Below are 13789 nucleotides of genomic sequence, written 5' to 3' on the forward strand. Positions count from 1 at the left end.
ATCACGAGTATGGCGTCAGGCCCACACTATCGTGCGGGCCTGCAGCAGTCTTAGTCGCCGTAAACGTTAAAATCGAAGTATTTCTTCGCCATTTTGTCGTAGGTGCCGTCTTTACGTATCTCGCCCAGCGCTTTATCAAACGCAGCTTTCAGTTCGACGTCGTCCTTACGCAGACCGATACCGGTACCATCGCCAAAGTACTTTTTATCTTTCACCGACGGGCCGGCGAAGGCGAAATCTTTCCCGGCAGGTTGTTTCAGGAAGCCTTCGCTGGCGGCGACTTCATCCTGCAGCGCCGCATCCAGACGGCCAGCTGCGAGATCTGAATAGATCAGATCCTGGTTCTGGTAGGCCACCACGTCAACGCCCTGGCTGCGCCAGCGGTCATTGGCATAGGCTTCCTGAGTAGAACCTTGCAGCACCCCGACGTGCTTGCCTTTCAGCGCCTCCAGCGTCGGCTGGATCGGCGACCCTTTGGCGGCGATCAGACGCGAGTCAGCGGCATAAAGCTTGTCAGAGAAAGCGATCTCTTGCTGACGCTTCTCGGTAATGGAGAGCGAAGAGATGATGGCGTCAATTTTCTTCGCCTTGAGGGAGGGGATCAGGGAGTCAAAATCACTGCCGACCCAGGTACATTTCACCTTAATTCGGGAGCACAGTTCGTTGCCTAAATCGATATCAAAACCAACAAAGTCCCCTTTTGCGTCTTTCGACGAAAATGGCGCATAGGTCGCGTCAGTGCCAATGCGAATGCTCTGCGGCAGAGCAGCAAACACGCTGGCCGTGCTGCTCATTCCCACGAGTAAAGAGAGAGCCAGAATCGTCTTCTTCATACAGTACCCTTAAGTGTCGTGTCGTGATGTGGTGCGTTGCTTGTTATGGTGATTGCCGATCAATCCTGCAGTTTTTGTGCCATCTTCCCGGTGCGTGCCGGGAACAGGGTTAAATTTGTTAAAATAAAGTTGCAGGATTGTCTTGGAAGGGAAGATACCAGCATTACTGGCGAAACCGCAGTGCCTCAGCGCAAAAAGACGAAATAAATGTCGAGGATTTGATCGGGACGACAAATTTGCACCACTGCGGCGCAAGCGTACATTGACTGCACTTATTTAGTGCAATCCTGTGCCCCCTGCCAGCGAGTAAACAAGTCTTGAGACAGGCTAATATCGAACTGATCGAGCACCCGGTTGACGGTTTGGTTGATGACATCATCCAGGCTTTGCGGCCGATGATAAAAGGCCGGCACCGGCGGCATTATCACCGCCCCGAGCTCCGCGGCCTGAACCAGCAGTCGCAGATGGCCGAGATGGAACGGGGTCTCCCGCACACAGAGCACCAGCGGACGACGCTCCTTCAGCACGACATCGGCCGCCCGCGTCAATAGGCCATCCGTATAGCTATGGACAATGCCAGAGAGCGTTTTCATTGAGCAGGGTAAAATCACCATACCGGCGGTTTTAAACGAACCGGAAGAGATACTGGCGGCGATATCGCGGGCGTCATGCACCACATCGGCCAGCGCCTGCACGTCGCGCACGCTGAAGTCGGTCTCGAGGGCCAGCGTTTGCCGTGCCGCCTGGCTGAGGATCAGATGGGTCTCAATCTCCGGCACATCCCGCAACACCTGCAGCATCCGCACGCCATAGATAGCGCCGCTGGCGCCAGAAATGCCAATAATCAGTCGTTTCACGTTCTGTTACCCCTTGCGCGTGTGCCGCAGACTTTGCCGGATTATAGCCTCTGGCGCAACTATTGACGCACAGTTGAGGGGCGAAAAAAAGCCCGCCGTCCTTCAGGTACGGCGGGCCCGTGACGCGCGAACGGGTTAACCCTCGTTGTGCATCTCGAGGTTTTCGACTTCGTTCTGCAGCTGGACCGCTTTGGCATCATCGTTACGCAGGGAGTCAAGATAGTCGAGGTACTGCTGGTCGACATCCCGGGTCACATATACGCCGTTGAACACCGAGCATTCAAACTGTTGAATATCCGGGTTCTCCGCGCGCACTGCGTCGATCAGATCGTTGAGATCCTGGAAAATCAGGCCATCGGCGCCGATGATCTGGCGGATCTCATCCACTTCGCGGCCATGGGCGATCAGTTCGTTGGCGGTCGGCATATCGATACCATACACGTTCGGGAAACGAATTTCCGGCGCAGCGGAGGCCAGATACACTTTTTTCGCCCCCGCTTCGCGCGCCATCTCAATGATCTGCTCCGAGGTGGTGCCGCGTACAATGGAATCATCGACCAGCAGCACGTTCTTATCGCGGAATTCCGCACGGTTGGCGTTGAGCTTACGGCGAACAGATTTACGACGCAGCTGCTGACCGGGCATGATAAACGTCCGGCCGACGTAGCGGTTCTTCACAAAGCCCTGACGATAAGGTTTGTCGAGAATGCGGGCGATTTCCAGCGCGATGTCGCAGGAAGTCTCCGGGATCGGGATAACGACGTCAATATCCAGATCTTCCCACTCGCGGGCAATCTTTTCGCCCAGCTTAGTCCCCATGTTGACGCGGGCGCTGTAGACGGAAATTTTGTCAATAAACGAGTCCGGACGGGCAAAATAGACGTACTCGAATAAGCATGGGTTGCTGACCGGATTATCGGCACACTGACGGGTATACAGCTGGCCTTTCTCAGTAATATAGACCGCTTCGCCCGGCGCGACATCGCGCAGGAATTCAAAACCAAGCGTATCAAGCGCCACGCTTTCCGAGGCCACCATATACTCAGTGCGACCGTCGCCAACGTCACGTTTACCCAGCACCAGCGGACGAATGCCGTTAGGGTCGCGGAAGGCCACCATGCCATGACCGATGATCATCGCGACGCACGCGTACGCGCCGCGGATCAGGCGGTTGGTCGCCGCAATCGCAGCGAAGATGTTGTCCGCTTCCAGCGGGTAGTGACGGAAGTTATCCAGCTCACTGGCGAAAATATTGAGGAGGATTTCGGAATCAGAGGTGGTATTGATATGGCGGCGTTTTTCTTCAAACAGCTTTTTACGCAGCTCGTGCGCATTGGTCAGGTTGCCGTTATGCGCCAATGTGATGCCATACGGCGAGTTAACGTAAAACGGCTGCGCCTCGGAGGCGCTGGAGCTGCCCGCCGTAGGATAACGCACGTGGCCAATACCCATATTGCCCTGCATACGCTGCATGTGGCGGGCTTCGAATACGTCGCTTACCAGCCCGTTAGCCTTACGCAACCGGAAGCAGTTGTTGGCATCAATGGTGATGATGCCAGCGGCATCCTGTCCACGGTGCTGGAGCACCGTTAGCGCATCATAAATCGACTGGTTAACCGGCATAACACCGGCGATACCGACAATACCGCACATACGTCTTTTCCTCGTTCAGCAACGACCCAAAGTCTATACTTTAGGCAAGAAACTTGACGAGCTTTGCAGGTATTCAAAAAACCATCTGATGACAGGGGTAAAATAGGGAATAAACTGCGACTGATGCCAGTCATCGCTCTTCGCCATTCCGGTAAAGGTGTCCAGGAAGAACAAGATAGCGGCGATGATCAGCACCCCACGTAGCGCGCCGAAGCAGATCCCCAATACCCTGTCGGTTCCTGACAAACCGGTCTTCTCCACCAGCTGGCCTATCACATAGTTCACGATAGCGCCAACGATGAGCGTCACGATAAACAGCGCCGCAATAGCAATCCCATTTCGAACCCGTTCATCCTCAAAGCCCGTAAACCAGACAGACAGGTCAGCGTAGTAATGGCTGGCGACATAAAACGCGCAACCCCACGTCACTAACGATAAAGCTTCGCGAACAAAGCCGCGGATCAGGCTGACCAGGCAAGAAAGACCCAGCACCGCCATAATGGCGTAATCAATCCAGACCATATACGTCCCACGATTTACGCCCTGTCGTCCAGTTCGGGGCGCATTCTAACAGAAAAAGAAAACGTTTGCGTAGGGATTTCCATGCCCTACAGAAATAAAAATGGCGCTGAAAAAACATTCAACGCCAGACTGCCTTTCGCCTCTTGAGGGCGGCTGAGACAGGGTTTGCGGGGCGTTTCTCCCCGCCACGTTCTCTCCGCATGGCGGAAAAAACAATCAGTTTGGGGTGAAGCCCATCACGACCCCGCTAAGCCCGGAGATCTGCTGTAGATCGCCCAGCTGGCCTTTCAGCTTGTCTTTTGACGCATCCGGGCCGACGAGGATGCGGGTAATTTTACCCTGTACCGGCGTCGAAGGCGACGTATAGACTTTGAACCCCGAGGCCCGCAGTTTACCCACAATCTCATTCACCTTATCGGCGTTCTTCAACGCGCCCAGCTGAACCACATAGGCTTTCCCGGTCGGCGCCGGCAGGGCCGCCTGCTGCTGCGGTGGCTGTTGCTGCTGTGGCTTAGCCGGCGGCGGCGTTGGCGTCGCGGCCTGCTGTTGCGGCTGCGGCTGTGGTTTCGGCTGCGGCTTGGGCTGCGGTTTCGCGGCCACCACCGGCTCCTGAACGTCGTCAAAGCTGTTGCTGTTCACCGGAATACGCGATGGATCTAACGATGGCGCGGCGGCATCGCCCGCCCGCACCTCTTCCGCCGCCCCTTCCGGCGGTTGCGAAGGCAACGCCTGGGTCGCCGCTGGCAACATATCCGGTTCATCGCGATCGCCCGGTTTCGGCACCAGCGGGATCGCGGCAAACTCATCCTGGTAATGCTTTTTCTGCCCGTCCAGCAGCCCTGGCAGGATAATCACCCCCAGCGCCACCAGCACGATTGTCCCGACTAAACGGTTCTGAAACTTACTCGCCACCGATTCTCCCCGCGTCTATCTCTTCCATAACCTGCGCTACGGTGTGAAACGAACCACACACCAGCACGGTATCTTCCACTTTAGCGTCAGCCATGGCCGCATGCCACGCCTGCGCCACGCTGGTATAGACTGTGCCGCCACGCAAATGTTCCAACAGCTGCTCCGCCGTCGCGCCGCGCGGGCCTTCCAGCGGCGCGCAGTACCAGGCGTCGACTTCCGGGGCCAGATTGGCCAGCGTACCGGCAATGTCCTTATCATGCAGCATACCAATAACCGCCAGCACGCGTCCCGTTTTCGCTAACGTTTTGAGACGCCCGGCGAGATAGGCCGCCGCGTGCGGGTTATGCGCTACATCGAGGATCACCCGCGGGGCATCGCTGATTATCTGAAAACGGCCCGGCAGCATCGCGTCGCGGATCCCATCGCGTAGGATGGCGTCATCCACGGCAAGCCCGCTGGCGCGCAGCGCCGCCACGGCCGTCGCCGCATTCGGCAACGGCACCTGAGGCAACGGCAGGCGGCTTAACGCCCCGGCCGCGTCGCGGAAGGACCAAGTCTCGTCCTCCACCTCATAGCACCAGTCGACGCCGCGGCGCTGGAGCAGCGCGCCCTTCTCGCTGGCCACGTCGGCAATGGTGTGCGGCATATCCGGCTCACCCACCACCGCCGGTTTACCGGCGCGAAAGATACCCGCTTTTTCCCGGCCGATACTTTCGCGATCCGGCCCCAGCCAGTCGGTATGATCGAGGGCGATGCTGGTGACCACCGCGACGTCGGCATCTACGATATTGGTGGCGTCGAGACGGCCACCCAGCCCGACCTCAAGGATCACCACATCCAGCTGCGCCTGCTTAAACAGCCATAGCGCCGAGAGCGTGCCGTACTCAAAATAGGTCAACGAGATGTCACCGCGCGCGGCTTCGATTTCAGCAAACGAGGCCGTATGCGCGGCCTCCGGCAGTTCCGCTCCCTGAATGCGCACGCGTTCGGTGTAGCGCACCAGATGCGGGGAGCTGTAGACCCCCACTTTATAGCCGGCCGCCATCAGGACGGTTTCCAGCGTGCGGCAGGTGGTGCCTTTGCCATTGGTGCCCGCGACGGTAAAAACAAATGGCGCCGGTTTAACGATATCCATCTGCCCGGCGACCTCGCTGACGCGTGCCAGCCCCAGGTCGATGGTTTTACTGTGCAGATGTTCCAGATAAGAAAGCCACGTAGCCAGGGGCGACGTGGCCTGAGGAATAGGATCTTTTTCCATGATGCCCGTAAGAATTGACGGTTAACGCGTATGAATAAAAAAGGGCAGCGCCGCCAGGCCCTGCCCTCTGCTTTATCAGGCCTCAGGTTCCTGATCCGGTGCCGGCGGCACCACCACGCCTTCATGAGGCGCTTCCGAAACGGCAACCGGTGCCGGCAGGTTCATCAGCTTCGCCAGAATGCTGGCCAGCTTGAGACGCATTTCCGGGCGGCGAACGATCATATCGATCGCCCCTTTTTCAATCAGAAACTCGCTGCGCTGGAATCCCGGCGGCAGCTTCTCGCGTACGGTCTGCTCAATTACGCGAGGACCGGCAAAGCCGATCAGCGCTTTCGGCTCGGCAATGTTCAGATCGCCCAGCATCGCAAAGCTCGCCGATACGCCGCCCATGGTCGGGTCGGTCAGCACGGAGATGTACGGCAGCCCGCGCTCCTGCATTTTCGCCAGTGCGGCGGAGGTTTTCGCCATCTGCATCAGCGACATCAGCGCTTCCTGCATACGGGCGCCGCCGGAGGCGGAGAAGCAGATCAGCGGGCAGTTGTCTTCCAGCGCCTGCTCCACGGCGCGCACAAAACGTGCGCCGACGACGGAACCCATCGAGCCCCCCATAAAGGAGAACTCAAAGGCGGCGGCAACCACCGGCATCGCGTAGAGCGTACCTTTCATTACCACCAGCGCGTCTTTCTCGCCCGTCTCTTTCTGAGCGGACGCCAGGCGGTCTTTGTATTTTTTTGAATCGCGGAACTTCAGCACATCTTTTGGCTCAAGTTCGCTACCCAGTTCTACCAGAGAACCTTCATCCAACAGGCTATGCAGGCGATTACGCGCCGACATGCGCATATGGTGATCGCACTTAGGACAAACCTCCAGGTTGCGCTCCAGCTCGGCGCGGTAGAGTACCTGACCGCAGCTATCGCACTTGGTCCATACACCCTCAGGAATGCTCGCCTTGCGGGTGGGAGTGATGTTGCTTTTAATTCGTTCAATCCAGCTCATTGATAACCTTTCTGCCTGAACCTGGTCGATGCCAGTTTTGTCGTAAGGGGCGCATAATGCCATTTTTGCCTCTTACAGACCATGAATGTTGCACATTAAATCATATCATCCCGGAACATGGGATAAAAAAGTGGTCAAACCGCTGCGCGCGACGATCATGCTCGGTCACGCGCAGCGCAGGGCGAACTACTTCGCCTGCTTTGACGCCGCCCGCTTATGGCGGATGATCTCAATCACACCCGGCAGGACGGAGAGGACAATGATCGCCACGATCAGCAGCTTCAGGTTCTCCTGCACCACCGGCAGATCGCCAAACAGATAGCCGGCGTAGGTGAACAGCAGCACCCACAGCAGCGCCCCGACCACGTTATAGGCTGCAAAATGACGATAGGACATATGCCCCATTCCCGCCACAAACGGCGCGAAGGTTCGGACTATCGGCACAAAGCGCGCCAGGATAATGGTTTTTCCGCCGTGACGTTCATAGAAGCTATGGGTTTTATCCAGATAGCTACGACGGAAAATCTTCGAGTTCGGATTACTAAACAGCTTCTCGCCGAACAGTCGGCCAATGGTGTAGTTGACCGCATCGCCGACGATGGCTGCGATGACCATCAGCAGTACCATCAGGTGAACATTGAGATCGTTCGTCGGCAGCGCCGAGAGCGCGCCCGCGACGAACAGCAAGGAATCGCCCGGCAGGAATGGCGTCACCACCAGCCCGGTTTCGCAGAACAGAATCAAAAACAGAATGGCATAAACCCAGACGCCGTACTGGGCAACCAGTTCGGCAAGGTGCACATCAATATGCAGGATGAAATCAATTAAAAAGTGAATCAAGTCCATGTTTGTATTTACCCTTAATGACTCTATTAGTCCGCCAGAAACAGCGGGCCCATTGGCAGCACCGGTAAATCATAGTGGGCCGGGTAATCCACCGACACCAGATACAACCCTTCCGCTTTTGCCGTTGCCGCAGCGAGCGTCCTGTCTTTTGCTGCCAGCAGTTCTGCCATCCAGCTCTCCGGCTGGTTTCCGGCCCCGACTTCCATAAGGCTGCCCACAATATTCCTGACCATATGATGTACAAAGGCATTCGCTTTGATATCCACCACCACATACGCGCCGTAGCGGGTAACGTTAATATGCATCACATTCCGCCACGGGGTACGCGACTGGCACTGTACCGCGCGAAACGAGGTAAAGTCATTCTCGCCCAGCAGACACTGCGCAGCGCGCTGCATGCGCTCGGCGTCGAGCGGCTGGTGAAAATGCGTCACGCCATGGCTTAGCACCGCCGGGCGCAGGCGATGATTATAGATGACGTAGCGATAACGGCGCGCCGTGGCGCTGAACCGGGCGTGAAAATCCGCCGGCACATGTTTAACCCAACGCACCGCGATGTCACCAGGTAAATTCGCATTTACCCCCAGCGTCCAGGCGGCATCTTTACGCTGCGCCCGGGTTTCGAAATGCACCACCTGGCCGGTGCCATGGACACCGGCGTCGGTGCGGCCAGCGCAAAAGACGGTAATCGGTTCGTTCGCCACCTGCGAGAGCGCCTTTTCCAGCTTCTCCTGCACGCTGCGCACTTCGTTTTGCCGCTGCCAGCCGTAATATTTGCTGCCGTCGTACTCGATGCCCAGCGCGATTTTAAAGATCGGCTGTTGCTCCATCTCAGACATCAGTACAGGTACTCCTCAATCAGCTTCTCGGCGATTTTCACCGCCATCAGCGCCCCGCCGAAGCGCACGTTATCCGCGACGGACCAGAACTGAATCTGCTCCGGCATGCCGTAATCGTTATGCACGCAGCCGATGGAGAGACGAGCGTTGCCGGAGGCATCGCCAACCTGGGTCGGGAATTCTCCCTCTTCAGAAAGTTCGATATCCTCACCGCGGGTAAAGGCGTCACGCGCCTCTTCCGCCGCCAGCGGACGCATCGCTTCAAAGTTCACCATCTGCGCATGGCCGTAGAAGACCGGCGACTGGACCACGTTGGCGGAGATCATCAGCCCGTCATCCTGAAGAATTTTGCGCGCTTCATCGACGATACGGCGCTCTTCGCGCACGCTACCTTCCCGATCCGGCAGCAGCGGCAGCATGTTGAACGCCAGCTGGCGGCCAAAGAAATCGTCTTCATCGATGGGGATGCCGTTCAGCAGCTTGGCGCTCTGCCCTGCCAGCGCATCCACCGCTTTTTTCCCCTGCCCCGAGGCGGAGAGCAGGTTGGTGACACTGATCCGCGACAGCCCGCCCTGGTCGATAAGCGGCTTGAGCGCCGTCAGCAGCTGGCTGGTCAGGCTATTGGGCACTGCAATCAGATTGCGGTTGCGGTAATCGCCTAACACGAACGGATTCACGTCCGGCACCACCAGCGGTACGTCTGGCTCCAGCGCAAACAGGCCGCTGAGATCGATAACCAGACACCCGGCGTTGGTGGCGTCTTCAATATACGCCGCGCTGGCTTCGACGCCGGCGGCGAAGAAAGCCAACTGGGCCTGGGTCCAGTCAAACTCGGCAGCGTCTTTGACGATCACTGACTTGCCACCAAAACGCAGATGTTCGCCCGCGCTTTCATTGCGCGCCAGAGCAAAAATCTCCCCCACCGGGAACTGGCGTTCAGCAAGAGTTTCGAGCAGGGCTTCGCCTACGGCGCCCGTTGCGCCCAGTACGGCAATATTCCAGCCTTCAGACATGGTGGTTTACTCCAGAAATAAAGCGGCCCTGCCGGAGTATCCGGCAGGGGCATTAAGAAGACATTAACGAACAGGATGATGCACAGCGTTAAAACCGAGCTGGCGCAATAGCGTCGCCGCCTGCGCATCGCTGCACTGTACGTACAGCGAAGACCATTCGCGGCGTTCCTGATAGTTTTTACGCAGCTTGTCAAATTCACCGGCGACGCCGGCCACCTTCCGCAGCGGCGCATCATCGCGGCGCACATCATACACCAAGTGGACCAGCCTTTTCAGCGTCGGCTGATCGAGCGGCCCATGCAGGGTGATGCGGCCAAATTCCGGCGCTGGCAACAGGGTATCCAGCGCCACCTGCTGCGGATGGCCGATAAAGGCGCTGTAGGCTTCAAAAACCTGCGTTGTCCCGCGCGCTTTCCCTTCGAGGGTGTAGCCGGCGATATGCGCGGTACCGATATCCACTCGCTTAAGAAGCTCTACGTTAAGATCCGGCTCCGGCTCCCAGACGTCCAGCACTACGCTCAGCGGCTGTCCAGCTTCCAGCCGTTTCAGCAGCGCAGCGTTATCCACCACCGGTCCGCGGCAGGCGTTGATCAAAATCGATCCTGGCTTCAGACGGCTAATCAGCGACTCATCCGCCAGATGCAGGGTTTTATATGGCCCTTCTTTATACAGTGGGGTATGGAAGGTGAGGACATCAGCTTCCTGAACCAGCGCATCGAGGGAGCGGAAATCGCCTTCGTCTCCGCGATCGGCGCGCGGCGGATCGCAGAGCAGCGTTTTGATCCCCAGCGCTTCCAGCCGTTTTTGCAGTCGTCCACCGACGTTGCCGACGCCAACGATCCCGACGGTACGATCGCGTAGCGCGAAACCGTCGCGTTCGGCCAGCATCAGTAGCGATGAAAAGACATACTCCACCACCGCAATGGCGTTGCAGCCGGGCGCCGCGGAGAAACCAATCCCTGCCTGCTGCAGCCACGCCTGATCGACGTGATCGGTGCCTGCGGTAGCGGTGCCGACGAACTTAACGGCCTTACCGGAGAGCAATGCTTCATTGACCCGGGTGACCGAGCGCACCATTAAGGCATCCGCATCGGTCAGGGCCTCAGCCGGGACCGGACGCCCCGGAACCGCTTGCACATCGCCTAAACGGCTAAAAAGCTCACGGGCATAGGGCATATTTTCATCAACGAGGATTTTCACAGTTCAGTACCTGTCTGAGAACGAGAGTTAACCGGGGAAGTGTGCCATAATCTGGCCGCCAGGCATACTCATCACCTGGTTCCAGCACCGCGATATCGAAAGGATGAATCATGACGCACCCCCTTGCAGATATGCCAGACCGCCCTCCGGGGCGAGGTCCATCAGGCACTGCCGCCACCGGCGAACCTTCGCTTTCCATGCAGCAACGCACCGTCCTGGAGCGACTGATCACGCGCCTGGTGGCGCTGACCTCGCAGCAGAATGCGGAAGTGTGGGCCTGCGTCAAGCATGATCTCGGACTGAAAGGCGACACGCCGCTGCTGGCCTGCCATTTCAGCGCCGCGGAGGCCAGTCTCAATCAGCGTTTAGCCGCCGCTCAGGACAATCATCATCATCGCCAGACGCTGGCGCAGCTCAGCGATCTGCTGGGTCAGGGCAATAACCGTCAGGCGGTCAGCGATTATATTCGTCAACATTATGGGCAAACGGCGCTGCATGCGCTAAGCCAGCCGCAGCTGGAGAACATTCTGCACCTGCTGCAGCGCGGCCAGCTATCGATCCCGCAGCCGCAGCAGCGCCCGCCGACCCTGCGCCCGCTGTTGCCGGCCGAGCACAACACGCTCAATCAGCTGGTGACTAAGCTGGCGGCTGCCACCGGCGAACCGAGCAAGCTGATTTGGCAATCCATGCTGGAACTTTGCGGCGTCAAATCCGGAGAGCTTATCCCGGCGACGCACTTCACGCCGCTTTCATACTGGCTGCAGGCGCGGCAAACGCTGAGTGCGCAAAGCGCGCCCACGCTCACCTCGCTGCAGGGTGCGCTCAAGCAGCCGCTGGAGGCCGCAGAATGGCAAAAGATTGTCGACTTTGCCCGTCGCAGCTGGCAGGTCACCCCGCAGACGACGCTGAGCCCAGCGCAGATCCTGGCGCTGTTGAACAAGGTGTTTGTGCTGCGGGTAGCCCGCGCCCAGGAGACGCTGGCCATCCCGCAGGAAGAGCCCGCGCCGACGCGAGCATGGGCCGCTAAGCCGTGGTCGCTGGCGCTGGGCGGTGTGCTGATCCTGCTCCTCCTGCTTTGGCTCCTGCTGTAGCCCACACCGTAGGAAAGCGCGCCCGCCTCATGCGGGCGCCCGTTAAGTGATTTGCCGGTTACCACCACACCTCGGCCTGAACGCCAACCATAAACTCATCTTTGCTGTCGTCGTTGAACGCAAACTGCGACAACTGGTTATCGAGAATATTGATATACGTACCATAAAAGCGAATTTCAGGACGTGACCCCAGCAGGCTCGGCCCAACCTTCAGCGCATGGTACAGCGTCGTTTTATACGCTGACTCCTGCAGATCGTCGCCCTGACGGGTGTTGTTTTTCTGGGTAAACCACCCCAGCTCGACCCCGGTCTGGTTCCAGGTGTCCCATATCCACGCCGGGCGGATCACCGCGCGCAGGCTGTCGAAATCGCTGTGCGCTCCGCTTTCATAGCTATACACATCATTGCCATGGGCCCACACCAGCGAATTGGCCATGATAATGCGATCGGCGAGATACATTTCCCCCTGCGAGATCAGACGCCAGGCCACGCCGTTGGTATGATCACCATAGTAATAGCGTCCGCTGGCCATGGAGTTACTGGCGCCGGAGAAGTTGGCTAAACTGCTGGCGTACGAGTTGTTCGCCACCTGCAGCGTAAATTCGTTAAAGCCCTTGCGCTCCAGCTCCTGACGAATAATGGCGGTGGCCATCCAGGTATCTTTGAACCGGAAGTAGCTGTTGTTATCCTCGTTTCTCTCCTGCTCGTCATTTTTATTCGCGAACGCATATTTGCCCATTAGCGACAGAGACCCCGACTGCCACAGGGGAATATTGCGATAGCGCAGGTCGACTGAGTTGGTGTTCATCTGAGTGGTTTGTGTGAAATCTCGTGAATATACGTCGACATCGTTCCGGCTGACGGACGCATCCAGCTGACCAACCCCCAGCGCCCAGTTCTGGATCCCGACCCCGGCCGCAACGTCGGTGGTCAGTGACTTCCAGTCCAGCATCTGAATTTCATACTCGGGCAGTTTATGTTTGCCGACCCAGAAATCCGCCTCTGGCGCGAACGGCAGGAAACCTTTGGTGGTCAGGTAAATATCACTAAACTGCAAAATGCTGTCGTTATCTTTGCCACCAAACCAGGCGTCGTTATACTGCTCGCCGACGTTACCGTCGTAAGTCACAACGGCATTCGCCGTTTTGCCATCCTGGTTATAGACCCGCTGATTCAATGTTAAGTCGAACCAGCCACTCATTTCATTACCGAAACGACCCAGCGAGCCGGGGGCGTAGGTCTGCGACGATCCGTGATTTGATGTTCCCCAGCCGGAACGGAAGTACCCCTGGTAGCTAAAGCCAATATCATCTTTAACAAATTTACTGATGTCCTTCAGGGTGACGCTTTCCAGTTTCGGCTTCTGGCCTTCGGTATCAATAACCGCCACCTGCTGAGTGGCTTTCACCTGCACCGGGGCCGCTTTTTTACTCAGTTCATTATTTTCATTGGCTATATTTTCCGCCACCGGCGACGTTGCTGTTGGATAACCCGTCGTGACATGACGTTTTTCATTCTCCTTAATACTTTTTTGTAATTCGGCCACCTTACCTTTATAGGTCGATAATTGTGATTGCGTTTTTTGTAGCTCTTTTTTATTCGCCGAAAGTTCAGACTCCAGTAATTCCAGACGCTGTTCGATGGTTAATTTAGCCGCCATCACATCACTTGTCGAAATAGCCAGCAGTACCGATAAAGACAATAAGCTCACCTTCAATTGACTTGAATACATAGGGTACCTTTACATATTGTTATAATTGGCCTTCAGC

At 57.4% G+C, this 13789-nt stretch carries 14 protein-coding genes; 2 read left to right on the forward strand and 12 right to left on the reverse strand.

Annotated elements, in window-relative coordinates; translation table 11 throughout:
* Positions 1–50: 50 nt before the first annotated feature.
* Entirely contained in the window at positions 51–833 is a 783-nt protein-coding gene (gene argT / locus NKJ21_RS15995; RefSeq protein ID WP_008803930.1) for a lysine/arginine/ornithine ABC transporter substrate-binding protein ArgT, read from the reverse strand.
* Between the two features lie 45 nt (positions 834–878).
* Here argT and NKJ21_RS16000 point away from each other — a divergent pair, with 45 nt between their 5' ends.
* On the forward strand, positions 879–1040 hold the full coding sequence (locus tag NKJ21_RS16000) for a hypothetical protein (protein ID WP_012540975.1): 162 nt from the start codon (positions 879–881) through the stop codon (positions 1038–1040).
* Positions 1041–1105: 65 nt separating this feature from the next.
* On the opposite strand, the gene NKJ21_RS16005 is transcribed toward NKJ21_RS16000, so the two are convergent.
* From NKJ21_RS16005 to pdxB, 10 genes are all read right to left on the reverse strand, one after another.
* Complete coding sequence (locus NKJ21_RS16005; protein WP_008803929.1) at positions 1106–1690, reverse strand: UbiX family flavin prenyltransferase; 585 nt, start codon at positions 1688–1690, stop codon at positions 1106–1108.
* A 135-nt stretch (positions 1691–1825) separates the two neighbouring features.
* A complete protein-coding gene (gene purF, locus NKJ21_RS16010) occupies positions 1826–3343 on the reverse strand; it encodes an amidophosphoribosyltransferase (RefSeq protein WP_002913213.1) in 1518 nt (505 codons plus the stop codon).
* Between the two features lie 33 nt (positions 3344–3376).
* Positions 3377–3865, reverse strand: coding sequence for a colicin V production protein (gene cvpA, locus NKJ21_RS16015; RefSeq protein WP_002913214.1), 489 nt, complete (start codon positions 3863–3865; stop codon positions 3377–3379).
* Between the two features lie 216 nt (positions 3866–4081).
* Positions 4082–4777, reverse strand: coding sequence for a cell division protein DedD (dedD, locus tag NKJ21_RS16020; protein WP_008803928.1), 696 nt, complete (start codon positions 4775–4777; stop codon positions 4082–4084).
* Complete coding sequence (gene folC / locus NKJ21_RS16025) at positions 4767–6035, reverse strand: bifunctional tetrahydrofolate synthase/dihydrofolate synthase (RefSeq protein WP_022066028.1); 1269 nt, start codon at positions 6033–6035, stop codon at positions 4767–4769. The genes dedD and folC overlap by 11 nt, the downstream gene beginning before the upstream one ends.
* A 75-nt stretch (positions 6036–6110) precedes the next feature.
* Entirely contained in the window at positions 6111–7031 is a 921-nt protein-coding gene (gene accD / locus NKJ21_RS16030) for an acetyl-CoA carboxylase, carboxyltransferase subunit beta (protein WP_002913220.1), read from the reverse strand.
* Positions 7032–7217: 186 nt separating this feature from the next.
* Positions 7218–7877, reverse strand: a complete 660-nt coding sequence (locus NKJ21_RS16035; RefSeq protein ID WP_008803926.1) for a DedA family protein — start codon at positions 7875–7877, stop codon at positions 7218–7220.
* Between the two features lie 26 nt (positions 7878–7903).
* The gene (truA, locus tag NKJ21_RS16040; protein ID WP_008803925.1) at positions 7904–8716 is read right to left on the reverse strand and encodes a tRNA pseudouridine(38-40) synthase TruA; all 813 of its coding nucleotides are present in this window, start codon (positions 8714–8716) and stop codon (positions 7904–7906) included.
* On the reverse strand, positions 8716–9729 hold the full coding sequence (locus NKJ21_RS16045) for an aspartate-semialdehyde dehydrogenase (RefSeq protein WP_012967501.1): 1014 nt from the start codon (positions 9727–9729) through the stop codon (positions 8716–8718). The genes truA and NKJ21_RS16045 overlap by 1 nt, the downstream gene beginning before the upstream one ends.
* 63 nt (positions 9730–9792) lie before the next feature.
* Positions 9793–10929: a 4-phosphoerythronate dehydrogenase PdxB gene (pdxB, locus tag NKJ21_RS16050; protein ID WP_022066026.1), complete on the reverse strand. Its 1137-nt coding sequence runs from the start codon at positions 10927–10929 to the stop codon at positions 9793–9795.
* A 110-nt stretch (positions 10930–11039) separates the two neighbouring features.
* Between pdxB and flk the strand changes: the two genes are divergently transcribed.
* Complete coding sequence (gene flk / locus NKJ21_RS16055; RefSeq protein WP_008803922.1) at positions 11040–12020, forward strand: flagella biosynthesis regulator Flk; 981 nt, start codon at positions 11040–11042, stop codon at positions 12018–12020.
* A gap of 58 nt (positions 12021–12078) precedes the next feature.
* Here flk and NKJ21_RS16060 read toward each other — a convergent pair whose 3' ends face one another.
* Entirely contained in the window at positions 12079–13752 is a 1674-nt protein-coding gene (locus NKJ21_RS16060) for a carbohydrate porin (RefSeq protein WP_254732997.1), read from the reverse strand.
* Between the last annotated feature and the right edge of the window lie 37 nt (positions 13753–13789).

Source organism: Klebsiella sp. SWET4, from assembly GCF_024296565.1.
In the GTDB taxonomy this organism is placed as follows: Bacteria; Pseudomonadota; Gammaproteobacteria; order Enterobacterales; family Enterobacteriaceae; genus Klebsiella; species Klebsiella variicola.